29 protein-coding genes are annotated in these 24,928 nt (G+C 39.8%); 9 read left to right on the top strand and 20 right to left on the bottom strand.

The features are described 5' to 3' along the window. Positions 1-90: 90 nt before the first annotated feature. Together RE409_RS26855 and RE409_RS26860 are read right to left on the bottom strand one after the other, a co-directional pair. Positions 91-600: a YwhD family protein gene (locus RE409_RS26855; protein WP_201222567.1), complete on the bottom strand. Its 510-nt coding sequence runs from the start codon at positions 598-600 to the stop codon at positions 91-93. Between the two features lie 38 nt (positions 601-638). Then, complete coding sequence (locus tag RE409_RS26860; protein WP_201225055.1) at positions 639-1,295, bottom strand: site-2 protease family protein; 657 nt, start codon at positions 1,293-1,295, stop codon at positions 639-641. Between the two features lie 165 nt (positions 1,296-1,460). Here RE409_RS26860 and RE409_RS26865 point away from each other — a divergent pair, with 165 nt between their 5' ends. After that, the gene (locus tag RE409_RS26865; protein WP_053348435.1) at positions 1,461-1,646 is read left to right on the top strand and encodes a 2-hydroxymuconate tautomerase; all 186 of its coding nucleotides are present in this window, start codon (positions 1,461-1,463) and stop codon (positions 1,644-1,646) included. 28 nt (positions 1,647-1,674) lie between these two features. Here RE409_RS26865 and RE409_RS26870 read toward each other — a convergent pair whose 3' ends face one another. The 3 genes from RE409_RS26870 to RE409_RS26880 form a co-directional block, all read right to left on the bottom strand. After that, positions 1,675-2,184 (bottom strand): YwgA family protein, encoded by a 510-nt coding sequence (locus tag RE409_RS26870; RefSeq protein ID WP_053348434.1) that lies wholly within the window; start codon positions 2,182-2,184, stop codon positions 1,675-1,677. Between the two features lie 32 nt (positions 2,185-2,216). Further along, entirely contained in the window at positions 2,217-3,524 is a 1,308-nt protein-coding gene (locus RE409_RS26875; RefSeq protein WP_053348433.1) for an HD domain-containing protein, read from the bottom strand. Positions 3,525-3,761: 237 nt separating this feature from the next. Then, positions 3,762-3,983 carry a YuzB family protein gene (locus RE409_RS26880; RefSeq protein ID WP_053348432.1) on the bottom strand — a complete coding sequence of 74 codons (222 nt, stop codon included), beginning with the start codon at positions 3,981-3,983 and terminating at the stop codon, positions 3,762-3,764. Positions 3,984-4,316: 333 nt separating this feature from the next. Between RE409_RS26880 and RE409_RS26885 the strand changes: the two genes are divergently transcribed. Continuing rightward, positions 4,317-5,063 carry an RsfA family transcriptional regulator gene (locus RE409_RS26885; RefSeq protein ID WP_053348431.1) on the top strand — a complete coding sequence of 249 codons (747 nt, stop codon included), beginning with the start codon at positions 4,317-4,319 and terminating at the stop codon, positions 5,061-5,063. Positions 5,064-5,324: 261 nt separating this feature from the next. Here the strand turns inward: RE409_RS26885 and RE409_RS26890 are convergent, their stop codons facing one another. Beyond that, the gene (locus RE409_RS26890; protein ID WP_201187528.1) at positions 5,325-6,176 is read right to left on the bottom strand and encodes an octanoyl-[GcvH]:protein N-octanoyltransferase; all 852 of its coding nucleotides are present in this window, start codon (positions 6,174-6,176) and stop codon (positions 5,325-5,327) included. A 38-nt stretch (positions 6,177-6,214) separates the two neighbouring features. Further along, positions 6,215-7,201, bottom strand: coding sequence for a phosphate acetyltransferase (gene pta / locus RE409_RS26895; RefSeq protein WP_201187530.1), 987 nt, complete (start codon positions 7,199-7,201; stop codon positions 6,215-6,217). A gap of 259 nt (positions 7,202-7,460) precedes the next feature. Between pta and hemQ the strand changes: the two genes are divergently transcribed. Together hemQ and gerQ are read left to right on the top strand one after the other, a co-directional pair. Then, on the top strand, positions 7,461-8,210 hold the full coding sequence (gene hemQ / locus RE409_RS26900) for a hydrogen peroxide-dependent heme synthase (RefSeq protein WP_053348428.1): 750 nt from the start codon (positions 7,461-7,463) through the stop codon (positions 8,208-8,210). Between the two features lie 430 nt (positions 8,211-8,640). After that, positions 8,641-9,156 carry a spore coat protein GerQ gene (gene gerQ / locus RE409_RS26905; RefSeq protein ID WP_082612735.1) on the top strand — a complete coding sequence of 172 codons (516 nt, stop codon included), beginning with the start codon at positions 8,641-8,643 and terminating at the stop codon, positions 9,154-9,156. A gap of 136 nt (positions 9,157-9,292) precedes the next feature. Here gerQ and RE409_RS26910 read toward each other — a convergent pair whose 3' ends face one another. The 3 genes from RE409_RS26910 to RE409_RS26920 all read right to left on the bottom strand — a co-directional run bounded on the left by RE409_RS26910 (position 9,293) and on the right by RE409_RS26920 (position 10,901). Continuing rightward, complete coding sequence (locus RE409_RS26910) at positions 9,293-9,661, bottom strand: DUF423 domain-containing protein (protein WP_056524091.1); 369 nt, start codon at positions 9,659-9,661, stop codon at positions 9,293-9,295. Between the two features lie 26 nt (positions 9,662-9,687). Continuing rightward, entirely contained in the window at positions 9,688-9,945 is a 258-nt protein-coding gene (locus RE409_RS26915) for a YwdI family protein (RefSeq protein WP_309558313.1), read from the bottom strand. Between the two features lie 275 nt (positions 9,946-10,220). Beyond that, on the bottom strand, positions 10,221-10,901 hold the full coding sequence (locus RE409_RS26920) for a uracil-DNA glycosylase (RefSeq protein WP_309558314.1): 681 nt from the start codon (positions 10,899-10,901) through the stop codon (positions 10,221-10,223). A gap of 150 nt (positions 10,902-11,051) precedes the next feature. Between RE409_RS26920 and RE409_RS26925 the strand changes: the two genes are divergently transcribed. Together RE409_RS26925 and RE409_RS26930 are read left to right on the top strand one after the other, a co-directional pair. Beyond that, positions 11,052-12,485 carry a phospholipase D family protein gene (locus RE409_RS26925; RefSeq protein WP_309558315.1) on the top strand — a complete coding sequence of 478 codons (1,434 nt, stop codon included), beginning with the start codon at positions 11,052-11,054 and terminating at the stop codon, positions 12,483-12,485. 147 nt (positions 12,486-12,632) lie between these two features. Then, the gene (locus RE409_RS26930) at positions 12,633-12,980 is read left to right on the top strand and encodes a YflT domain-containing protein (RefSeq protein ID WP_309558316.1); all 348 of its coding nucleotides are present in this window, start codon (positions 12,633-12,635) and stop codon (positions 12,978-12,980) included. Between the two features lie 86 nt (positions 12,981-13,066). On the opposite strand, the gene RE409_RS26935 is transcribed toward RE409_RS26930, so the two are convergent. The 4 genes from RE409_RS26935 to RE409_RS26950 are packed head-to-tail and all read right to left on the bottom strand — an operon-like array spanning position 13,067 to position 15,427. After that, entirely contained in the window at positions 13,067-14,086 is a 1,020-nt protein-coding gene (locus RE409_RS26935; protein WP_309558317.1) for a MoeB/ThiF family adenylyltransferase, read from the bottom strand. A gap of 25 nt (positions 14,087-14,111) precedes the next feature. Continuing rightward, complete coding sequence (gene moaD, locus RE409_RS26940) at positions 14,112-14,345, bottom strand: molybdopterin converting factor subunit 1 (protein WP_201222557.1); 234 nt, start codon at positions 14,343-14,345, stop codon at positions 14,112-14,114. Further along, a complete protein-coding gene (locus tag RE409_RS26945) occupies positions 14,338-14,802 on the bottom strand; it encodes a molybdenum cofactor biosynthesis protein MoaE (RefSeq protein WP_053348419.1) in 465 nt (154 codons plus the stop codon). The genes moaD and RE409_RS26945 overlap by 8 nt, the downstream gene beginning before the upstream one ends. Next, positions 14,792-15,427, bottom strand: a complete 636-nt coding sequence (locus RE409_RS26950; protein ID WP_201222556.1) for a molybdenum cofactor guanylyltransferase — start codon at positions 15,425-15,427, stop codon at positions 14,792-14,794. Before RE409_RS26950 ends, RE409_RS26945 begins: the two co-directional genes overlap by 11 nt. A 426-nt stretch (positions 15,428-15,853) precedes the next feature. Here RE409_RS26950 and pdxK point away from each other — a divergent pair, with 426 nt between their 5' ends. The 3 genes from pdxK (at position 15,854) to bshB2 (ending at position 17,913) form a co-directional block, all read left to right on the top strand. Further along, positions 15,854-16,678, top strand: coding sequence for a pyridoxine/pyridoxal/pyridoxamine kinase (pdxK, locus tag RE409_RS26955; RefSeq protein ID WP_082527519.1), 825 nt, complete (start codon positions 15,854-15,856; stop codon positions 16,676-16,678). 125 nt (positions 16,679-16,803) lie between these two features. After that, the gene (locus RE409_RS26960) at positions 16,804-17,151 is read left to right on the top strand and encodes a YojF family protein (protein WP_201187541.1); all 348 of its coding nucleotides are present in this window, start codon (positions 16,804-16,806) and stop codon (positions 17,149-17,151) included. Positions 17,152-17,247: 96 nt separating this feature from the next. Continuing rightward, on the top strand, positions 17,248-17,913 hold the full coding sequence (bshB2, locus tag RE409_RS26965) for a bacillithiol biosynthesis deacetylase BshB2 (RefSeq protein ID WP_053348416.1): 666 nt from the start codon (positions 17,248-17,250) through the stop codon (positions 17,911-17,913). Positions 17,914-18,058: 145 nt separating this feature from the next. On the opposite strand, the gene RE409_RS26970 is transcribed toward bshB2, so the two are convergent. The 6 genes from RE409_RS26970 to RE409_RS26995 form a co-directional block, all read right to left on the bottom strand. After that, positions 18,059-19,264 carry an MFS transporter gene (locus RE409_RS26970; RefSeq protein WP_201222554.1) on the bottom strand — a complete coding sequence of 402 codons (1,206 nt, stop codon included), beginning with the start codon at positions 19,262-19,264 and terminating at the stop codon, positions 18,059-18,061. A 22-nt stretch (positions 19,265-19,286) separates the two neighbouring features. After that, the gene (locus RE409_RS26975; RefSeq protein WP_201187545.1) at positions 19,287-19,703 is read right to left on the bottom strand and encodes a MarR family winged helix-turn-helix transcriptional regulator; all 417 of its coding nucleotides are present in this window, start codon (positions 19,701-19,703) and stop codon (positions 19,287-19,289) included. 311 nt (positions 19,704-20,014) lie between these two features. Continuing rightward, positions 20,015-21,367 carry an IS1182 family transposase gene (locus RE409_RS26980; protein ID WP_309558319.1) on the bottom strand — a complete coding sequence of 451 codons (1,353 nt, stop codon included), beginning with the start codon at positions 21,365-21,367 and terminating at the stop codon, positions 20,015-20,017. Between the two features lie 242 nt (positions 21,368-21,609). After that, on the bottom strand, positions 21,610-22,695 hold the full coding sequence (locus RE409_RS26985) for a PQQ-dependent sugar dehydrogenase (RefSeq protein WP_397444147.1): 1,086 nt from the start codon (positions 22,693-22,695) through the stop codon (positions 21,610-21,612). A 25-nt stretch (positions 22,696-22,720) separates the two neighbouring features. Beyond that, positions 22,721-23,593, bottom strand: a complete 873-nt coding sequence (locus RE409_RS26990) for a Cof-type HAD-IIB family hydrolase (protein ID WP_309558320.1) — start codon at positions 23,591-23,593, stop codon at positions 22,721-22,723. 175 nt (positions 23,594-23,768) lie between these two features. Then, entirely contained in the window at positions 23,769-24,887 is a 1,119-nt protein-coding gene (locus RE409_RS26995; RefSeq protein ID WP_309558321.1) for a PRK06851 family protein, read from the bottom strand. Positions 24,888-24,928: the final 41 nt, after the last annotated feature.

The raw sequence follows: 24,928 nt of genomic DNA on the forward strand, positions 1-24,928 counted from the left end.
CTGTCTTTAAGTTTACTGATTTTATCTGTTTCCTACAAGTGCATTTTTCACTAAACTTCAAATTTCATACATTAATACATTAAATCACATTCAAACCGTCAATGACTGCTTGAGCTGGGCTGATGAGCGTTCCCACATGCCTGCGTCATGGTTTTTCAGGAAGTCCGCAAGTATCCGCTTTGATTTGTCATCCATGTCGTCGACGATGATATGTCGTTTTAGCGATTTATCCATCCGGTTAACATGCTCCGGAAGGGATTTGTACCCGCGTCTAATTGAACGATCGACCATCATTTCACATGCTGTCACACCTGCATAATGCGGACCATTTTGAGTGGCTTCAATAGTCACCCAAACAAGCCAGTAAGGTTTGGCATTCGGGACCTCTTCCTTAGTCTTTAAAAATTTGATTCCTTTTTCCACTGCACTTCTCGCATGCATCGCCCCAATATCGACCTCGGCTTCGCCCGCGTCAACATCGATGATGACCGGAGAAATATTATCGAGCGTCAAAACCCCAGCCCCATATCCGCTATGACCTTTCATCGGATCGTTTTTAATAATATTAAACCCTACCTTTTTCTTTGGTTGTTCTTCCATGTTTATATCCCCCTTTATTGTTTGTCATTCCTTATCAGTTAAAAAAACAAAAGTGAAAAAAATTGACTCAAGGTGCCACCTACAAATGGCACAACTTTATTCAAAACCGGACTAATTGTATAACGGCTCAGCGGTGTGATAATCAGAATCAAAAAAATCAGGGAGCCATATTGTTCATACTGGGTCATTTTTGCCCGCAAGTCTGCTGAAACAAGATCTTGTACGATCCTATAACCATCGAGCGGTGGTAGCGGTATCAGATTAAATACAAATAAAAGGATATTTAAGTTTATTAGAATTCTTAAGAAGGTCTCGACGAAAAAAGGTAAATCAGGTCCAACGCCTGACGCAAGCAACCCGTAAAAAATTAAAAACCCCAAAATTGCAACAAGCAAATTACTGAACGGACCGGCAAAAGAGACGAGTACTCCTGCCAATTTTGGATTCTTAAAATGAAAACGATTGACCGGGACAGGTCTTGCCCAACCAAATCCGGCTATCAAAATCAGCAGTGTTCCTATCGGATCCAAATGCTGAATCGGATTCAATGTGACTCTTCCTTCATTCTTTGCAGTCGGGTCACCGAACTTATAGGCTACATAAGCATGGGAAAATTCATGAACCGTAAATGCGATTAACAGTGACACAATGACATATGGAAGTTCTTCCAAACTATATGCCAAAAACCGTTCTATTTGCTTCAAGAATTGCATCAATAGCTCCAATAGCTTCTCCCCCAATATTTATTACCGTTAGTATACAACAAAAGACCAAGAAGTGAAAAAACTCTGATTTCAGTATCTTGCAATTCCATTTCCAATGTGAAACACTACAACATAAGGGGAAAGGGGGGAAAGAATATGCCATATGTAACAGTCAAAATGCTTGAAGGCCGTACGGACGAGCAAAAAAAGGCTTTAGTTGAAAAAGTAACCGCAGCGGTTACGGAAACGACTGGAGCACCAGCTGAAGCTGTAACGATTTTCATTGAAGAAATGACAAAAAATCATTTAGCAGTAGCAGGCGTCCGCAAAAGCGATCAATAGATTTACATAATTAGGAAAAGCTAAGCCATCAATTCGGCTTAGCTTTTGTTTTTAATTGATCAATATATACATATGCTTCATCAATTTCTTCAAGCGTATATTTTTGCTTACTTTTCAATGTAAAGATCTTTTCGATAACCTCTTCTTTTTCCAAAGTATCGAAGTAAAGCACCGTCGAAACGAGTTCCAAAAAACGGGCATTTTGTTCGTTCATATCCAGTAAGCAAGCTTCAAGAGCGGGCATCTCCACTTCCTGTATGGATAGGAAATCCTGTCCAGCATCCGTTATAGAATAACAGTACTGGTAATAACCTGCTTTTTTTTCTCTTACTTCATTCAAGTAACCCATATCGCAAAGCTCTTCAATTCGTAAGGTCAACTCCTCCGAATACGGTCCGTAAAAGTGAAACTGAAACTTTTCATGAAACGGAAAGGACAGCTTCTTCGCGATATACACGATTTTTTGTAGTTTTTTCCGACCTGAAATTTCACCAGCAGTAGAAATCGCATTGATAATGTTTGCATGATCCTTAAACAAGGCTCGTCACTCCTCACCAAAAATGTACCACTTTAATCCGAAAGCTCCAAAAGCTTACGAATTTGTTTTTTAATATTTTTCTTCGTTGATTCATCGCGCAATAAATCGGATGGATAATACAATTTATGATCCGTTCTTCTTTTCCCCGAAATTGCATCGACTATTTCAGATTCACGTGACAATTCACGGATTTCCCCATTATTTTTCAACAAGTGAATCGGTAGTCTCTCCTCTTCCTCACCTGGCCGGTAAAAATCATACGGCAAATCGGATGAGGAATCGACGACGAGATAATAATCCGGATCGATTCCTGCCTTCTTAAATAATGTTCTTAACTCCATTAATCTGTTCATCTGACTATTAGATGGATGAAATTCTACATATTTAAATAGTTTACGGTTAACGAAGCGAGTGCATAAATCCTTTAATATCGCATCATTTTCCTCTTCCCATGCTTCAAAATAATAGAGCATCACAGCTTCATCCATTTTCAAATAGTCTGCTAACGTTACTTCTCCCTTAAACAGAGAATAAAAATGATGAGGTTCCTGAGCAAACTCATAGCCGGATTCATATAAATGCTTCGCCCTGTGTAATATTTTGGTAAGAATGACTTCCGCACTCCTCGTCACTGGATGGAAATAAACCTGCCAATACATTTGGTAACGGCTCATAATATAGTCTTCCACCGCATGCATCCCACTTTGCTTAATGACGGCATGCTCTTCACGAGGCCGCATTACCCTCAAAAGCCGTTCCATATCAAAATGTCCATAACTTACCCCAGTAAAGTATGCATCCCGTTGCAAATAATCCATTCTATCGGCATCAATCTGACTCGAAATCAGGCTGACTACTAATTTGCCTTTATACGTTTTTGCAATAACCTCTGCCACTTTTTTAGGAAAATCACGACCTACTTTGAGCAGGATTTTATTCACTTCCGTATCACCCACAATAATCTGTTGGGTGAATTGCTCGTGATCTAGGTCAAACACCTTTTCAAAAGAATGAGAGAATGGACCATGTCCTAAATCATGCAGAAGTGCCGCACATAGAGAAAGTAGCCGTTCCTCTGGTTTCCATTCCGGTCTGCCTTCGAAAACATCATCAACGATTCTCCGGACAATCTCATATACCCCAAGCGAATGGCTGAGTCGACTATGTTCCGCACCGTGAAAAGTTAAATAAGTCGTCCCCAGTTGCTTGATTCTACGAAGACGTTGGAATTCCTTCGTCCCAATTAAATCCCATATAACCCGGTCACGAACATGTATATATCGGTGCACCGGGTCTTTGAATACTTTTTCTTCCTGTAATTTTTCGCCGGAATATCCCATGAACTACCCTCTTTTTCATATTCTCATTGCTTTCATTATAGCGTGTTTTGACAAAAAACCCTAACTCACCCCTTGATAGCAAGAGGGACCATTTTGTAAGAAAACGGAAGTTTTTATCGATTTGCGTATCGAAAATAAGGAAATAAAAAATCACCGCAGTTTGTTGAATCTGGGTGATGAATGGCGTGTTTCATTTATCAAAAGTAGTCAATCTACCCTAATTATCTATCATGAATTCTACTTTAGTTTTTTATTAATTTTATCTAGTAACTCGTCTTCCGTTGGAGCTGCAACTGGACGGTTATTGACAAAGGCAAATGATTTCTTTCTGCCTGGACCGCAATAGGATTGACAGCCAATTTCAATTTTCGCATCGGGATCAAGCTTTTCCAGACGGGGAATTAACGTTTTAATATTTACCGCCAAGCAGTCATCACACACTCTGAATTCATTGGACATCCTTCGGTCACCATCCTTTCTATGACAAACTATTTTTCATCCCATTTACATAACTAAAGGGTATTTTACCGTTTCTACCTATTAATATCAAGAGGGTTAGATGGATGTGAAAAGGGAAGTCCAGCCAAAAGGAAATGGTGTAATTAATGATTTCTGAGTCAGTGCATCCTTTATTTTCCCTAAAATTACAAAAAACTAGTATCCTTTCAACCTTTTTGTATAAAAAATCCAGATTTTGTCCAAAATGCTAGTAGAACACCCCATAAATCATTGCCACACGATATTTTATATAGTTATTTATTTTAAAAGTTACCAGAAAGGGAGTATGTAGAAATGAAGGTTCGTCAAGATGCCTGGACAGAAGAAGATGATTTGCTTTTAGCAGAAACGGTATTGCGCCATGTGCGGGAAGGCAGCACTCAGCTGAATGCTTTTGAGGAGGTTGGGGACAAGTTAAACCGCACCTCTGCCGCTTGCGGGTTCCGTTGGAATGCAGTCGTCCGCCATAATTACGATAAAGCTCTTTCCCTTGCTAAAAAGCAGCGCAAGCAGCGTCAAAGGATTCTTGGAAAAGATCAAGGAGGGAAAAAACGGCTTCTTTATACACCGCCGTCTCCAACGATTACTGATATTATGGTTCCTCACCTACAAGAAGAGGAACTAGAATTAGAATCCGAAGTAGAAACTACTAATTATGAAACAGCAGAAGAATTCGTTGTGGCTGAAGCTTTCATGCCAAAGCAACAGAACATACCAGTAACACTAGAAAAGACTATGAACCTTGATACGATTATAGCCTATTTAGAATCTATGAACGGCCGAATGCTTCAGGCTGAAGTATTAAAAACCGAAAATGAAAGATTGAAGCTCGAAATTAAAGGTCTGAAAAAACGAAATGAAGATCTTGAAAATAAGATCAGCCATCTAGAGCAGAACAGCGGCTTGATGCAGGAAGATTATGAGACTTTGATGAATATCATGAATCGAGCAAGAAAGCTGGTCTTATTAGAGGAAGAGGAACGGCCAGCAACAAAGTTCAAAATGGACCGAAATGGAAATTTAGAAAAAATGGCTGAGTAACAAAAATAGTGTGGGGTTCTGCTTACAGATCAACCACATGGTAAAGGCCAACCATAGGTTATCTCAGATCGAAAAAGAGAGTCTAAAAAAGGCTCTTTTTTTCATGGCTTCAAGTGATAATAGTTGAAAGGACTAAAGACGTGGCTTATCTGATTTTACTTTGGTTTCCAATCTCTGTTCCTTTAACAGTTTCAGTGAATGATAACATCATATTGAAATATGAAAAAGCTGTTTCCAACTTACAGAAACAGCTTTTTCATATCAGTCTTCTTTTAATGAATCAAATACCTTATCATTACGTTCTACCACTCTTGTTAAGTAAGCTTCGTATAACGGCCATTCTTCCACTGAAAGAGAATCGGAGAAAATCCTACCGCTATGTTCCTTCAATACATGCAGGAATCTAAGCATTACGTCCTGCACGCTCAATCGCACGTCTAATAGTTCTGAAAGGGAAGCCATTACAGATGGCATGATATCAGGATAAGTAAATTTTGTTTCTGCATCTCCTTTAGCGGCTTCGTAAAAACCCTTCACAAGACTGGCTCGCTCTGCACCGCTTCCATTGACGCACAAGTAAATTTGCACCGCTACTCCATTGCGAATCCGACGCTGAGATATACCGGCAAACTTTCTCCCATTTATACTTAGATCATAGCTTCCAGGGCAATATGAACCGGTGATTTCCCTTGCCTCCATTTCGACTTGGAAATCAGCAAACATCAATTGAACAAGCTCCCACATCGCATCATATCCACGGTTGATTTCAATTTTCCGCTCATTTTCGGGGAAAATGAGCGATAAATTAAGAACTCCCTCATCCAGCACAACTGCAAGCCCTCCAGAATTCCGTACAATGGCCTGGAAATCGTGTTCTTTTAAATAATCCACACCTTTTTTAAGAAAAGGCAGCTTCGTATCCTGAATACCAAGCACAACCGTCTGATGGTGTACCCACGCTCTTGCTACGGCCATTGATTTACCAGACCCTACGGAAGCACAAAACGTATCATCCATAGCAAAGGACTCTAGAGCAGGAAACTGAGGACCGACGGATGATTGATCAATAACCCGCCACTCTTGCTGCTTTAACAATGAATCTGTTTCACACATATAAATCTCCCTCTACTTTTTATCCTTCATGACATGACTTATTGATATTGGGCCACTAAGCCCTGTGCAGCTGTGATAACAGCTAATTTATATACATCCTCTTCACTGCATCCCCTTGAAAGATCATTTACAGGACGGTTAAGTCCCTGCAGGATCGGGCCGACCGCTTCGAAGCCACCCAGGCGCTGTACCATTTTATAGCTAATGTTTCCTGCCTCAAGACTTGGAAAAATAAAAACATTAGCATCTCCTTGAATAGGAGAATCCGGTGCTTTTTGTCTAGCGACCGACGGAACAAAGGCCGCATCAAATTGAAATTCTCCATCAAGAAGAATTTGAGGGTCCATTTCTTTTGCCAATTTGACAGCATCAACGACTTTCTGAGTCTCCGAAGATTTTGCCGATCCTTTTGTCGAAAAACTCAGCATCGCCACACGCGGTTCGATATCGAACATAAGGGCCGTCTTCGCACTTTCTACGGCGATTTCTGCCAGGTCCTGGGAATCAGGGTTAATATTAATTGCACAATCAGCAAACACGTACTTTTCCTCGCCACGGACCATAATAAAGGCACCTGATGTTTTTTGAATACCTGGCTTTGTTTTAATGATTCGCAGAGCAGGACGGACCGTATCAGCTGTTGAATGAGTTGCGCCACTCACCATGCCATGTGCCTGTTTAATATGAACAAGCATTGTTCCAAAATAATTCTCATCCAATAGGGTTTCACGGGCTTGTTCTTCAGACGCCTTACCATTTCGTACCTTTACAAACGCTTCGACCATTTCATCCATCATGATATAATTCTTCGGGTCATATATTTCAATTGATTCAAGAGAAATTTTTAATTCCCTAGCTTTCTCTTGAATCAACTCGATATCGCCAATCAATACAGGCGTTACTAGTTTAGCTTTGGCAAGCCTGCCCGCAGCTCCCAAAATACGTTCATCCAATCCTTCTGGAAAGACGATTTTTAAATTATGCCCTGTAATTTTCGATTCTAATATTTGAAATAAATCACTCACTACCGCTTCCTCCTTTTATGTACGCTGCTCTTGTTATTTCTATATCAACCATTCAGCAAAACTTCCATTTTCATCTTCTATTAAGAATACTCTAGCAGCTAGGTAAATTCCAGCCACTTTGGTCACCATCATGAAATCGGCAAATATGAAATTTGTTTGAACACCGAAGAACAGTAACGGTGTTTGCGGACTGATATAAATTTCCTTATACTTAAACTATGTTATATTAAAGATATACTAAGACTTAGGAGTGATCGCAATGAGTGAAGCAGCACAAACACTTGACGGCTGGTATTGTTTACATGACTTCCGTCTGATTGATTGGGCTTCTTGGAAAACGTTATCAAGTGACGAACGCCAATTAGCTATCTCAGAATTCCAAGGTTTACTGGATAAATGGAATACGACTCAAAGCAATAATGAAGGCAGTCATGCCCTCTATTCCATCGTTGGCCAAAAAGCGGACTTCATGCTTATGTTTGCCCGCCCAACAATGGAAGAATTGAATGCAATTGAAAACGAATTCAATAAAACGAAACTTGCAGAATATACAATCCCAGCTTATTCCTACGTTTCTGTAGTGGAATTAAGTAATTACCTAGCAGGTGGAGATGATGAGGATCCTTACCAAAACCCTCATGTACGTTCAAGACTTTATCCGATTCTTCCACAAGCGAAGCATGTATGCTTCTACCCAATGGACAAGCGTCGTGAAGGTGATGATAACTGGTACATGCTTTCTATGGAAGAACGCAAAGGCTTAATGCGTTCACATGGTTTGATTGGCCGCAGTTATGCCGGTAAAGTAAAACAAATCATTTCCGGTTCTGTCGGTTTTGACGATTATGAGTGGGGCGTTACGCTATTTGCAGATGATGTCCTTCAATTTAAAAAGTTAATCTATGAAATGCGTTTTGATGAAGTAAGCGCACGCTACGCTGCGTTCGGTTCTTTCTTTGTAGGGAATATCCTTCCGGAAGAAAGCGTACCCTCTTTTTTATACGTATAAGACATGAGCTTCCGGATCTTCCGGAAGCTTTTTTCTTTTGAAGCCCTCCTTTTATTTCCCCGGCTGTGGAATAAATCAATGACACATCCCATACATTTTCAATAGTGATGAATTTATTTTTTCACAGGTTTATTCAACTTAAGGAATATTGACCAAGGCAATGCCTAACTCCAGCGAGGTGAAGGAACTTTACTTCTATCTTACTAGCCCGTCAAGAGGATTTGACTTTACCCGTAAATCATTAAAGGCAACCGTTATGTATCGCTTAAAATTCATTGTGGTTTTTTAAGCCACCCGGGGATTGTCAAGAACAGTGGTATAACCAATACAATACCGGTCGCTATAAATCGCACTGTTTCTTCCAGCCCACGCACTCGGATTGTCCAAATTCCACAAAATCAAATAAACCTTGAATTTAGGAGGGAATGTAATGTCACAAAATAACCCTTATGGTAATTATCCGTACGGAGGAAGCCCATATTACCCCTATGAAAATAATGAGTCTGACCTGCGACAACAGGCTCCTTACCCGCAACAAAATTTCCAGCAGCAGGCTTACCAACAACCATCATACCAGCCACAGCAGCCCACTAAAGCAGGCACGCCTCAACAAATACCTATGCCGATGAATGCTCCCACATCCGGACCACAGGTACCTGGCATGCTTCCAGTCGAGGCATCTTATATCGAGAACATCCTACGTCTAAATAAAGGGAAATTGGCGACCGTTTATACGACGTTTGAAAACAACAAGGAGTGGAATGCAAAGATCTTCAAAGGAATTATTGAGGCTGCGGGACGCGACCACTTAATCATAAGCGACCCGCAAACAGGAAAACGTTACTTAATCCCGATGGTATACTTAGATTACATTACCTTTGACGAAGAAATTGAGTATGAATATCCATTTGGAGGCGCTGGGCTTGCCACGTATTCGCCAAGGTGAAGAAAGCTTTAATGTTATAAGAAACAGGCTCAAATTCTTGTGATTTTGAGCCTGTTTCTTATATGAAAATAACCTAGATAATTCATTTTTCATCCATGATGCAAAAAAAGCTGACCTAGAAAAAGGTCAGCTTTTTTTATAAGTATTTATATGCAGCAATGATCATTAGAACCCAAGCAACCAAGAATGAAACTCCACCAATTGGTGTAATGGCTCCCAGCACTTTGATTTGAGTAACACTAAGAACGAATAAGCTTCCGGAAAACAGGATAATTCCTATCAGCATAAGCCAGCCTGACCAATTAATTAGCGGGCTTGAGATCTTTCCCGCCAACAAACCAAGCACTAATAAACCCGCTGCATGAAACATTTGATAATCGACAGCCGTCTGCCATGTTGCTAAATATTTATCAGGAATTTTCCCTTCCAGTCCGTGCGCTCCGAATGCACCTAGCGCTACGGCAAGAAAACCATTCAATGCTCCTAAAATGATAAACAGTTTCACTTTTTCTTCGCCCCTCTTTATTTAATTTAAAAATCGAATAAGGATGTGCCATTTGCTTCATCCATTTTAACCGGCTCTACATTGGATACAGATGATATAACAGGCTGGGTCAATGTGATTGGCTTTGGAATGCTGATGTTACCAGCTTTTTCATCCACCATTACTTCACATAGAGACTGAATGGCAATTACATACCCCTGCAACTTATCCTCTGAATTTGCCTGTTTCGCTTTCAAGACAAGCTCTTCCATTTTATCTAACATTCGTTTTGATGAAATATCCACCTTTACCACCTCGTCTACATACATGTCAAAACTTTCATACCTAGCATAGCAAAAATTGGAGGTGAAGAAAACATCCTTGCATACTGATCTACTTTTTTAACAACTTGGATTCAAACTTCATGCAAAGCTGTCCGGAAGAACGAAAAACATCAAGAGATGGTTGGTTTAACGTTTTAAATTGAAAAGCACGGCAGCCTTTTGGAAAATTAGGATCCCAAGTTACATAAAAATGCCTGCACGCCATACAATTTACCCGTTCAATTTTCTTCTCCACATCAACGATTCGAGATTTTCCAATCAATTGGGGATTCCCCCATTTCCTTCAGCAATTGATTTGTTTTAGAAAACGGCTTGCTACCAAAGAAACCTCGGGTCGCCGACAATGGGCTAGGATGGACGGACGTAATGATCTTATGACGGCTTTCATCGATCAAAGGGATTTTAGTTTGAGCCGGCCTCCCCCACAAGATAAAAACAACCGGTTTTTGTCGGTCATTCAGCAAGCGGATAACTTGATTCGTAAAGATCTCCCATCCCTTTCCTCTGTGTGAATGGGCTTCTCCCTCACGCACAGTCAAGACGGTATTCAACAGAAGTACACCCTGGTCTGCCCATTCAACAAGGGAACCATTATCAGGAACCGCACAACCTAGATCACTTTGTAACTCTTTAAAAATATTTCTTAGAGAAGGCGGAATACGCACCTCCGGCTTCACGGAAAAACTAAGGCCATGTGCTTGGTCCGGTCCATGATAAGGGTCCTGACCAAGAATGACAACCTTTACCTTTTTATATGAAGTAAATTGAAGTGCATTGAAAATATCATCCTGATTCGGATGAATGACATGCTGACTGTACTCTTGTTTTATAAACTCCCTTAGCTCTTGGTAATAATTTTTTTTGAATTCCTCTTCCAACAGAGGCCACCAATCATTTGTTAATATCTGCTTTGCCATCTGCCATAGCCCCTTTCTTCTTTTTATACTATTATATCAAACTCATTTTCTTACCCTTTTTCAAATAGGTTACGATTTATGTTTCTATATACCCCCAAATTGGGGAAATAGGTAGTTAGCAAGCAATTTAACCATGTTGGAGGATTCCCTATGAAAAAATGGTACAAAAGAAAACAATTTTATCTGCTTGTTAGTATTTTGATTGTCATTACATTCGTGATTATCTATAACAGCTACAAGCCCTTGCCTGATGGCATTTCTTATGAAGGGAAGATTCATCATGTCGAGGATATTGATTTTATTTATGACCTGTCTTATCACGATAAACAGGGAAATCTGCAACATGAGCAGCGAATCTTCCAAACCATCAATCAAGCTATCGAAGAGGCTAATTCTTTTATCGTAATCGATATGTTTTTGTTTAATAATTTTTATGATGAAAAGATAAACTTTCCAAAGTTAACTGAGACTCTAACAGATAAACTGGTTGCCCAGAAGAAAAAGAAACCTAAGCTCCAGGTTATGTTCATTACTGATGAAGTAAATACTTCCTATAACGCCTACCAATTAGAGGCACTGGAAACCCTGAAGCAAAATGACATTGATGTTATTGTAACCAATTTAGATCGGCTACGGGATCCAAACCCGCTCTATTCAGGTGTATACAGGACCTTTTTCCAATGGTTCGGCGAAAGCGGAAAAGGTTGGATTGTGAACCCAATGGCCAAAAGCGCTCCAAAAGTCACCGTGCGCTCTTATCTTAGATTGATGAATATCAAAGCCAATCACAGGAAAGTGATTGCTACAGAAAAGACGGCCATTATTTCATCAGCAAACCCTCATGACGCGAGCGGATTCCACTCCAATATCGCCTTCCAGATGGATGGAAATATCATCAGCGATTTTGTTAAAGCAGAAGAAGCTGCTTCGAAATTCTCAGGGGGTCCGAAAGCATTTCCAGAATTCAAGGAGGCCTCTGCCGATAAAGGGCCGATTTCTGTACAGTTACTAACAGAGGGAAAAATCAATAAACATGTTCTTAAAGCAATTAAGGAAACGGAGAAAGGCGACCAAATCCAGCTTGCCATGTTTTATATTGCCGATCGCCATGTTGTCGAGGCCTTAACAGATGCAGCTAAACGAAACGTGAAAATTCAAATGATATTAGATCCGAATCAAAATGCATTTGGAAGTGAGAAAATCGGGCTCCCTAATCTTCCAGTTGCTGCTGAATTCGAAAAGCTGGGTGATGAAAACATCTCGATTCGTTGGTACAAAACAGATAAAGAACAGTTTCATACAAAGTTGATGATGATTCAAAAAGCAGATGAAATGATTATTATTGGAGGATCGGCTAATTACACTGCACGCAATCTAGATGACTATAACCTCGAAGCCAATGTTGAAATCCACGCTCCGAATGATGCCGAAGTCACCCAGGATGTCGATAACTATTTTCAAAGACTTTGGAAAAATCAAGACGGAATATACACTGCGGATTATAGCGAATATCAGGATAAATTACCTGTTTTCAAATATTTAACCTACCGATTACAAAAGGTGTTCCGTTTCACCACATACTAAATATTATTATCATTATTCCATTGCAAAATGTTTATCCATGTCCAAATAAGGTTATATACTACTATAGCTAATCAACAACTAAGATAAGCAAGATACTATTTACCTAATTTAAGAAAGTCTTACACTAAAATTCAAGGAGGAGTTTATATGTATCAAGTACATGTTGTAGAAAACGGATTGCAAGCAAAGGAAAAAATTGATGAAATAGTTACATTCGGGTATACAAAGGATGATGTATATTTGTTTGCCCATGACAAAACTCGTTCGAAGCATCTTACCGAGAACACGAATACAGAAGATGTTGGCATGAAAGAACAAGGCTTCCTCGATACAGTTGGAAATCTCTTTAAATCACGTGGAGACGAACTTCGTAATCGAATGAGCAATCTTGGCCTTAGTGATATGGAAGCAGAACGTTATGAGGAAGTACTTGATGAAGGAAAAGTCGTCATCGTTGCATCCAAACAAGATAATAAAGACGGTATTACTCACTAATTCTAATCAATCTTTATACATTACCCTATATAGCATTCTATAAAAAAGCGAGGCGCCTCTACCGGCAGCCTCGCTTTTTACATTCGCTATCCCAGAATACTTTGGTACATGGCCTTTGCATGGACCATGTCCTTCGTACCGTGAACCAATGCCCGACCATCTTGGAAAACAACCATCCGTTCACCATTCTTTTCACAAGAGAGAAGAAATGGATTAACTTTTACCAAATAACCACTTCCGTTCAAGTCTTTGGCCAACTTCTCTAGTTGAAGTTTCAATGGTTTTGGCGGTCTGACCTGTACTGTATCTCTTCCGCAAAGAACCGCTGTTTTCGTCGCGTTTTCCAATGTTAAAAATGGATATGTCCGCTGATCTCCGCAAGAAAGACAATCCTTCTTTTTCACTTTTGTTAATCTAACAGTTTGGTATTGATTCCGCCACAAATCAAAAGTAACGAGCGAAGGACGAACTGATTCCCAATCTTCAACGATAATTTTTAAGGCTTCGGCTATTTGATGTGCTACCACCATCGTTACAGCCGGTGAAATAATCCCACCTGTATCACAGGTCATTCCTTGAATCGGAATAGTTTTTAGCAAACAGTGCAAACAAGGCGTCTGTCCAGGCAGGATTGTCATTGTCATTCCAACACTGCCTACACAGGCCCCATAAATCCACGGAATTTGAAGCTTTTGTGACAGATCATTGATAATCATCCGTGTTTCAAAGTTGTCAGTAGCATCCATTATCAAATCAACATGACCTAGCAGTGGTTCCAGAGTCTGCGCGGTTGCATCCATTATGACCGCCTTTACTTCTACTTCATGATTGATAGCATGCAAATGGCGTTTTGCCGCTTCAGCTTTTGGCAGCTTTTCTTCAACGTCCTGTTCAGTATACAGCTGTTGTCGTTGTAAATTACTGGTCTCGACATAATCCCTGTCCACAATAGTCAGCTTACCTACACCAGCGCGAGTCAAGGCTTCAGCGTTAGCAGATCCCAGTGCTCCGGCCCCGAGAAGTAATACATGCTTCTGTTGAATTTTCACCTGTCCCCCTTCACCAATGGGCGAAAATAAGGTCTGTCTTGAATATCGCTCGTTCACTATGATTCCCTCCTATCTGATCTAATCAGCCTCCACTAACAGGTGGAATAAAGGCTACTGTATCTCCATCAGATAAAATCGTTTCATCGTCGGCAAATTCTTCATTAACCGCTGTCATCACGGTTTCAAGACCCTCCAATTGAAATTCAATCTTCATTTTCCCTTTTAGCTGAGCCACACTAATTCCATTTCCTTCTATAGAAAGAGTTTCTTTTCCTAATTCATCTTTTAATTGAGCAAATAAGAGTACATTAATCATCTATATCCACCTCTTCTGGTTTTCCTTTCGGATAAGGAACAGTTTCCAATTGATTACCAACCCATGTTTCCCCATCCTCCCAATGTTCTTTTTTCCAAATTGGGACAATTTCTTTAATTCTTTCAATCGCATATCGATTTGCCTCATAGGCATCATTTCGATGTGGAGTACTAACGGCGATAACAACGGCGATATCCGTGATTTCCAATTTACCTACGCGATGGGTAATCGCCGTTTCTGCATCAGGCCAACGCTCCTTGATTTCGGAGCCGATTTGCTCTAGTTTCTTAATTGCCATCGGTTTATATGCTTCGTAGATTAAGAATAAAGTCTTTTTACCCTTCGTCATTTCCCTTACTGTACCAATAAAGGTCGTTACAGCACCCGCATTACGATTGACTACTTTATCAATCACTTCCTGGATGACAATCGGTTCTTTAGAAATGTCATAGTTCATGGCTACCATCCTTTATATAAAATTCAGTTTGATTAATATGCCCTGCCTCTTGATAATCTTCCCTCGTATTCATATTGAAAAATAGGCGTTGAAAACGCTTAGGATTCTTATGATATAGCTCAAAGTCAGTTTCCTTAATAATTTTCACCGTAATCTTTTCTAAAAAGATCCTCATTTTCAATTCCTGTTTCACTAAACAATCCGTTAGTACAGGTAGACACCTTTTATGGTAAACAGCGAAAAGCGGCTGAAGCCTGCCGTTGATTTCAGGGATGATGGCATCTAGATCAGACTCATAATAGGAAATAATTTCATTTATTGCTTCTGCACTCACAAAAGGCATATCACAGGCCGTAAGAAACTGCAGCTCTGTTTTTGAGTAGGACATTCCTGCATGTAGTCCTCCAAGGGGGCCTCGATCTTTATGTAAATCGGGAATTAGCGGAAGGTGAAGAAATCGATAATCTTCAGATGTATTCGTAATGACTAGAATGTTTTCTGAAACTTTTTTCAACTCGGAAGCCACTCTTGAGATGTTCACGTCCTCACCTATCTTCAACAGAGCTTTATTCACACCCATACGGCTAGATTTCCCGCCTGCCAAAAGCAGCATTGTGCATTCCATCTGATTCCCCCCTTCCTATTTCGGGATTAACCTTGCATCTAATGGTAACGCTATAAGGAATATATCCTTTAAAGAAGTTTTCAATGTATCCATATTTTAAATCAACTTCGAAAATAAAGACACTTTCACAAACTTTGCTTATTAATTAAAAGATAGAATATAGCATATTTTTTATATGAACCAAACCCTAACACCCAGAAATTCCCACTTCCTAATCTCTTAAATTTCGTTCATTGGTTCATAATTTCCGATAATATTTTTTCAATTAAAACGTGTTTATTCGAAGCCTCTCCATGTCTCTCAAAAAGGTACTCATTTAGGGTGACAACTAAGTTTTACATAATAGAAATTTTGGTATATTCTAAAAACAGGATATTACCTGGTATGCTGATAATATCGATACAATTCTCCTGAGGAGGTCACATAATGACTATGAAAAGAGCTATGACAGTTGCTGGTTCTGATTCCAGCGGCGGCGCAGGTCTTCAAGCTGATTTAAAGACATTTCAAGAATTCGGTGTTTACGGAATGTCCGCTTTAACGACTATCGTTACGATGGATCCTAAAAACGGCTGGTCTCACAATGTATTCCCTACACCGGTTGAGATTTTAGAAGCCCAAATCGAGACGATTTTATCAATCGGTATCGATGCTATGAAAACAGGAATGCTTGGATCAGTCGAAATCATTGAACTTGTTGCCCGTAAAATTGACGAGTTGAAACTGGACAAAGTCGTAATTGATCCAGTAATGGTTTGTAAAGGTGAAGATGAAGTATTGCATCCAGAAACAGCTGTAGCACTTCGTGACCTACTTGTTCCACGTGCAACAGTAGTTACACCGAACCTTTTCGAAGCTGCCCAATTAGCTGGCACAGCGCCAATCAAGACGATTGATGATATGAAGAGTGCAGCTGAGAAAATTCATGCACTTGGTGCGAAATATGTCTTGATCAAAGGTGGAAATAAGCTGGATCATGACAAAGCTATCGACCTTTTATATGATGGAAAAGAATTTGAGATTCTTGAATCTGAAAAAATTGAAACAACCAATACACACGGTGCCGGCTGTTCATCTTCAGCAGCTATTGCAGCTCAATTGGCTGAAGGTAAAAGTCCGCGCGAGGCGATTCATGTTTCAAAAGACTTCATAACAGAAGCTGTTCGTCATTCTTGGAAGATGAATGACTATGTAGGTCCTGTCAATCATGGTGCATACCATAAATACGGGGTTGCTGAAAAAACAAAATAATTAATTAAAAATAAGGGCCCGCTCAAAATCATTGAGCGGCCTTTTTCGCTTTTTTTGTTTATATTTAGTAAAATAGAAAGAAGGAAATGCTTATCTAGCCGCCCAGTTAAGGAGGAAATTGTAGAATGAAACCTATAGACCGTACAGAGGTGCAGAATGCTATCGATTCTTTTGCAGGACAAGATGTATATCTTCACCTTGAAACAACCAACGGCGCCTATGCCACTCATGTAGATGAAGCTTTTTTTTCGGCAGGCGCTTATATCCGTAATGCTTTTATACAGTATGAACATGGGAAGATAGTTGGGGACGGACCCTATCGTATCGGCTTAAAGCTCAATATTGGCTGGGTATACGCTGAAGGAGTAAACCACTTCGAAATTGATGAACATGGGAGATTGCTACTGGCAGGGCTTGATTTTACCGGAAAACTTGCTGTTTCCATGCAAATTAGTCCTACTCCCTTTGAATAATTACAATCTTGCTGCAGGTGTCAAAAATCCGCCATGCACGCCCCAATTGGCAGATAACTATACTCACTGTAAGTAGAACGGAAGGAGAAATATACCTTGGAAAAAGAACGCCATGTATTAGTTATTTTCCCACATCCTGATGATGAAGCCTTCTCGGTTTCTGGAACGCTTGCTTTACATAGAGAAGCAGGCACCCCCGTTACCTACCTATGCTTAACACTAGGAGAGATGGGACGGAATTTAGGAAATCCTCCTTTTGCAACAAGAGAATCGCTTCCTAAAATTCGTAAAAAGGAATTAATCGATGCTGCAAACGCGATTGGTATCCAAGATTTACGCATGCTCGGTTTGCGTGATAAAACCATCGAATTTGAAGATGATGAAAAGCTGACTTCTTTATTTACAGATGCCATTAATGAACTTAATCCTTCATTAATCATTACGTTTTACCCAGGATACAGCGTTCATCCGGATCATGAAGCAACTGCACGAGCTGTGGTCCGAGCTGTGGAAAGAATCGAAGAAAAAGAGAGACCTAAACTTCACTGTGTCGCTTTCTCCAATAACTGCATCGACGATTTAGGACAACCTGACATCGTCCATGATATTTCTGCCGTCGAAAACAAAAAGGTAGATACATTTACAGCACACCGTTCGCAAACGGAGGCGATGGTGGTCGACTGGAAAGAAAAATTCGAAAACCAAGATGCTGACTTTCTTGACTGGATCCGCAAAGAACGATTATGGACCTATAAATTTTAAACCCGCCAATTTGGCGGTTTTTTTTGTTATAACATAAAAAAAACGCCTGTATATAACAGGCGGAGAAAAGGGGGATTACTTGGAAAATCAATCATAATATAAGCATCCCCATTTTTTTTGTTTTTAAACAAGAAAATGCAGAAAATTAAGCAGAAAACCGCTCTTCAGATTGCATTTTCTTTCTTGCAGAAGCCTTTTTACCATGCGCTAAATAGTAAATGACTATGAGAACAAATGACAAAATGGACATGCCTATAAATAACCCTTGGAACCCGGTAAAAGGAATAAGGAATCCAAGTAGGAATGGACCTACACCAATACCAAAATCATACATTGTAAAGTACGTAGAAGTTGCTAATCCCATTCGGTTTGATGGGGACTCCTTAATTGAAATCGCCTGACAGCTTGATTGGAACGTACCATATCCCACTCCGATTAATGCGCCAGCTATTAGGAGGGTGATTCCATGATGGGCTTGGCTAAGAATGACCATACCCACCGCAAATAGTAGGAGCGATGGATAGATAACTGCATTTTCACCCTTCACATCAAACATACGCCCTGTAAAGGGACGTGACACCAAAAGGAATATAGCAAACACTACAAAGAAAAAGCTCGCCGCGTCCATTAAATTTAGTTCCTTTGCAAAGGATGTTAAATAGGACAAGATGCTCGAATACGTAAAACCGGCAAATCCAATAAAAATAGAAATAGGTAAAGCTCTTTTTTCAAAGTAATCGCCAATTTTAAAGCCTTTTTGTTGAGATACTCGTTCTTTTTCCCCCTCAGGTACATGCATAAATAATGAAGCAACTAAAGAGAATGCAGCAAATAAAGATGCAGCATAGAAAATAATGGAATAGCTAAAATGCTGTGTAATCAATAATCCAATAAACGGCCCAAATGCCATTGCCAAGTTTGTGCTCATGGCAAAGTAACCTGTTCCTTCACCACGTCGTTCATTCGGAATAATATCTGCTGCAATCGTTCCCGTTGCTGTAGTAGCAAGGCCAAAAGAGATACCGTGAATTAATCGATCAATTAACAAAAGTGATAAACTATCTACTAGAAAATATCCAATGGATGATATTAGAAATAAGATCAATGATCCAAGCAACATTCTTCTGCGGCCAATCTGGTCAATCTTTTTCCCTGCAATCGGCCTTACAAGTACAGCCCCTAGGACGAAAATACTTGAAGCAAGACCAGCTTGCGCTTGGGATGCATGAAAGTTATCCATCGTGTAAATGGTCAATGTCACCATTAAGACATAAAATGTTAAAAATAGAAAAAAGTTCGCAGACGATACAATCAAAAAGTCTTTCGTCCACAATTTCGGTTTCTGATTCATTTCAATCCTTCTTCCTTCCTAATTATTTTAATTTTCCCTTTAAGAAAAGCAAAGTTCGTAACGTTGTCTCACGATCTTCTTCAGCCAAACCACTCATTAATTGAAGTTCAAATTCCTCAACTACTTTTTTGGCTTCTTGATAGGTTATTTCGCCTGATTCAGTTAACTGTATTCTCCGTTCCCGCTTATCTTTTCCGGGTATTTGTTCAATCAACTTACGTTCTTCTAAACGATTGACCGTCCGAGTTACTGTCGGTTTCTCCACATCTAGATAATTACTAATTTCGACAAGCGTAGAACAACCATACTGATTCAAATAATATATAATCAACCATTGAGAATGAAAAAGATTAACCTTGGCCAATTGTTCATTTAACTTTTTAGTAAATGACCTTGAAAATTGCAGATTATGATGAAAAAAACCATTATGAAAGGACATAGGTATTCCCCCTATTAAATAGTTACCTAGGTAACTATACACTGATTTATTAGAAATGTCTACCCTACAGATGTAGAAAATGCCCAACTACTTAAATAGTGCACTGATATTTTTCTCTAAACCTTCAACAGTATTCAAGCTAATTATTCGCTAAGTTCGATGCTTCTTAAAACACACAAAAAAAGGCCCTTTTAGGGCCTTTCAGTTTGTAGACAAAAGGGGTCCAGAATGTTTTAATTCTGGACCCCTTTTGAAATTCCCTTTGAATTTTGATCAAGATTAAGAGATTGGGTCTCTACGAGCCCACTTTATTAAGCCATTATTGGACCTTGCCATGTCCAATTGGCAATCTTCTTTAAATTCATGGCAGCGAATGTAAGCATCGCCTGCATCGACAATTTTTTAAGTCCCCTTAAAGTAGTCCAACGCATACCATGCTTTTCTTTTGCATCTGCGAATACACGCTCTATTGTTTCTTTGCATTTCGCATATATAGGTTTTACATCCTTGTGGTGACGCAGATGATCTGCTTCTTCCATATAATTTTGCCAGATATGGCGTGTCACCACTTTTTGATGGTCTTTGCTTACTGTACACTGTGATAAAAATGAGCATGTCGCACAAGTGTGTTTGGGTGATTTGTACTCGCGATAGCCCTCTTTATTTGTTGTTGAGTACTTTAAAATCTCGCCCGATGGGCAGAGATAACAATTAAAATGTTCATCGTAAACATAGTCATGCTTGCGAAAGAACCCTTCTTTTGTTCGTGGACGTGTATTAGCTGGTGTGATTTCTTTCCCAAAAAGGTAGCTTGTAATGGCTGGTGTTTTGTAAGCTGCATCTGCGGCAACAGCTTCAGGTTTTCCAACTTTCTCAATCACTTGTCCAACAAGAGGCTCTAAGATATGACTATCATGCGTATTTCCTGGTGTTACAATCGTCCCCAGCACAAAACCGTTGCGGTCTGCAGCCGCATGAAATGAATAGGCAAACTGTTTTGTTCGTTCATCTTTTACATAGTAGCCACTCTCAGGGTCAGTTGAACTTTCTTTAATTTCTTTGGTTTCTTCTTTATCAAATTTATCCGGTGGAAAAGGCTTCTTTCCATTGTTTTCACGATCTTGATTTATTTCTTCTTGAAGGCGTCCTTGATATGCTCGTGTTTCCTTACGAACGATTTTCTTTTCGAATTTCCGCTTATTCGCACTGGCTTTCACATGTGTTGAATCAACGAATACGTGCTCTGCACTAATTAACTTTCTTTCTGAGGCTGTCATTAAGATACGATAAAAAATCTGTTCAAACAGGTCTGTATCTTTAAAGCGACGCTCATAATTTTTCCCGAACGTTGAGAAGTGAGGTACTTTATCATGGAAACCGTAACCTAAAAACCAACGGTAAGCCATATTCGTTTCAACTTCTTCAATCGTTTTACGCATCGAACGAATACCGAAGGTATATTGAATGAATGTCAATTTAACTAAAATAACTGGATCAATACTTGGGCGGCCTATCTCTGAATACATCTCTTTCACCAAGTCATAAATGAAAGTGAAGTCAATGGCCCCCTCAATTTTACGAACCAAATGGTTCGCTGGCACCAGTTGATCCAAAGTAATCATTTCAAGTTGATCTCGCTGAATAGAATTATGTTTCGAAAGCATCGTCATCACCTCAAGTTTTAATACTCCTATATTAAAACAAAAAAGACTGTAGGAAAAAGTGTTTATTTCTAATTGTTAAAACAAAGTTGATTGGAACGGAAGGTGCGAGACTCCTGCGGGAAAAGCGAGTGCCTGGAGTGGAAAACAACGTTCGAATTTTTACAACCCCTCAAAAAAACTGTAGACAAACTCGATTTTCATCGAGTTTGTCTACAGTCTGAAAGGCCCTTTTAGGGCCTTTTTCAATTTATATGAGATAGCGGCAAGCGATACAGCTTATCATCTTTTTCATCAGGATTTCCCCGACCATCCGTATTGTTGCTTATAAAATAGAGAGAATCTTCATCCACAAACACATCACGTATCCGCCCGGAATCTGTGATAATATCGGTCATTTTTTCGCTTTGTACATCATAGCTCTTGAGCGATTCTCCCCTTAAGGTTGCAATGTATAGCTTTCCGTCAAAATAAGCAATTCCAGAAGGGGCCCATGTATTTTCACCGGAATGTATCAATGGGTTTACCATATTCGGCTTTTGTTCATCGCCCTCTATTTCTGGCCAGCCATAGTTCATACCGGGGGCAATTTTATTTAATTCATCGTGAGCAGACTCACCATGTTCACTTTCATACATCTGACCAGCCTCATCCCAGGCCAAGCCTTGTGGGTTGCGGTGTCCGTATGAATAGACGTATGAGTTTTCGATTGGATTATCTTTCGGAATGGTACCATCAAGGTTCATTCTTAGGACCTTCCCACCTAAAGAATCAAGATCCTGGGCTATTGTTGGATTCCTCGCGTCCCCTGTTGTTGCATATATCTTATCATCCGGGCCAATCTTGATTCGACCTCCATGATGGTAGTCACCGCTTGGTATTCCGTCGATTAATGTTTCCAACTCCCGCCACGTATCATTATCCTTTTGTAAAGTAACGATTCGATTAATAGAATTCCCGCCTTCTTCATACGTGTAGTAGGCAATTGCACGCCTGTTATTCGAGAAGTCAGGAGTTAACAAAAATCCAAGTAATCCAGCTTCGGCCTTCACAGACAATGTCTTTTTAAGCTTAACCTTTTGCCTCGTCATCTCGCCCCTTTCCCATTGAACGATGGTGCCTGTCCGCTCTGACACATACATTGTATCCCCATTCTTCTGAATCGACCAAGGTGCAATTAAGTTCGTTAACAGCACCTCAGGGCCCTCTCCTAGAGTTTCCGACACTTCTTTATCAGGGCTCTGCTGTGCTTTACTGTTCTCTTCTTTATTAACGTTACAACCAGTTAAAGTTAATGCGGCCATGAGAAAATATAAGCACCATCTTTTCAAAAGCTCTTCTCCTTTCGTTCCATATTTAGTATGCTGATGACTGCGTAAGTACCTTTAGAATAGCTGTAGCAACACCGTGATCATCATTAATACCTGTTACTTCATCACAAAGCTTTTGAATATCAAGCGGGGCATTTCCCATTGCGACAGACAAACCCACTCTTTCAAACATTGATATATCATTGTAATTATCTCCGATGGCCATAGTTTCCTGCATCGAAGCAGACTTTTTAGTCACATATTTTTCAAGCGCAGTACCTTTTTGCGCCTGCCCACTCATGATTTCCACATTTTCACGTCCTGAAGAGGTGACGGTCACCCCATCCTGAGTTTTCAATTGTGAAGCAATTTGGTCTAATTTACTTAAATTTTTAGAGAAGCTTAGAATTTTATAATATTCTTTATCAGAGTGGCTGAATAAATCTGAGTAATTGGAAACGGACTTTACCTGTCCAAGCTGTAAACGGTCCTCTGCAAATTTTCTGATTCCCACAGGGTCAATGTCCGGATTAGCTGTAACAAAAACATCCACTAAAGCAGATATTGCGTTTTCATAGTCTTTAGAATAGATTCCTTGACTCGTATAAATTTCAAAATAAATTTCCTGTTCTTCGAGGTATTCGGCAACACTCTGTGCAGTAGCAAGTGACATCGGATTGGAAGCAGCAATTTTTCCGTCCTGCGTGAAAATAGCAGCCCCATTTACACAGATAATCGGACACACAATGCCCGTTTCATCTAAAGCGTACTTTGCTTCCTCGTACGATCTTCCTGTAGCAATGATCACCTCAACTCCTTCTCTTTGCGCCCTCTGGATAGCGGCTTTATTTTCATCACTCACCTTTTGCATCTTGTTTAATAATGTTCCGTCCATATCAATCGCAATCGTCTTAATCAATTCAACCCGCTCCTTTTTTTCAATATAACCCTTATTTTAACCGAAAGAGAGTTGATAAACACGTATAACAAACGGGAGAGCTTTTCAACGCCAACTAAAAATGATTATCTTTCAGTTGTCTCTTCTATGTATATAAAAAAACTGCACCTATTTGGAATAGGTACAGTTTTTTTTCTTAATGTAAAATCGTATGATTATCCACAGTCTTTGACCGTGCAGTAATTTGTTCTTGAATGTCCTTTTGAATGTCATCAATTGCAGTAAAGTCCATTGCTTTTACATAAATGGCTTCAAGTGCGTCATGCTGCTCTTTCGCTTTTACAAGACATGCAGTTGCTTCATTCATTTTCGCCCGGTATCTGGAGGAAACATCCTTGATCTGATCAGCATAAATTTCATCTGTTCCAGAGTGGATGGCTGTTTTATAAATATCAATGATTTCATCACCCTCTCTACTCGGGAAATATTCATGCGGAGAGGTGCTGTCAAAAATAGCGATTCCTGCCTCCCGGACGATTACCATATCCAAACTTTCAGGATCAAAACCGCAATGATACACTTCTACATCAAATCCTCTTTTCTCCGCAGCCTTTGCAATCTTTTTCAGCATCGTCGATTTTCCTGAGCCAGGTCGACCCTTTAAAAAGTAGCGTTTTTGCACTCCTTTTGTAATACTCGGGATGTAATCAACTGCTCCCTCTGGCGTAGCGGCACCTAAAAACCGGTGACGAACATCTGCTTTTTTGTTGAGAACAATATCTCTATAAAAGCCTTCTATCAATTTATTGGTTAATCCATTTAATTTAACGAAATCAATGTTCGCCTTATAAATATCTTCCCATTCATCATGTATCTTTAATGCTTCTGTGAAAAGAGCATATGCCTTCTCAAAACTCTTGGTTCTAGCATTGGTCAATCTTATGATTGTCGTTCTTTCAGCTGCCAGCTGTTGAGAATTCCAGGCAGCCCCTAGGTTGACGTATTCTTCAACGGCTCCCGGTGCTTTCGGTTCAATCACATGTGGCGCAGTCCCATCAACAAGACCTATTTTCAAGGCGGGAATAATTACCCCATCAATGGAATCATTATCCGACGAACAATGCAAAAACTCGATATCATAGTCTTTATCCAGCCATTCCTGGCCAATTTTTTTCATAATAGTCGATTTACCTGAACCAGGTCCGCCTTTTAAAATAAATAATTTCTCCAAACCAGCTAGATTGGAATCATATAAACTATAAAAACCTTTAGCCGTATTGCCTCCAGCGAAATAATGCATCACTTTTCCTGCCACTTTCACACTCTCCTTCACCATACAGATGTGCATCTTCAAGA

Source organism: Peribacillus sp. R9-11 (assembly GCF_031345095.1).
Taxonomy (GTDB): domain Bacteria; phylum Bacillota; class Bacilli; order Bacillales; family DSM-1321; genus Peribacillus; species Peribacillus butanolivorans.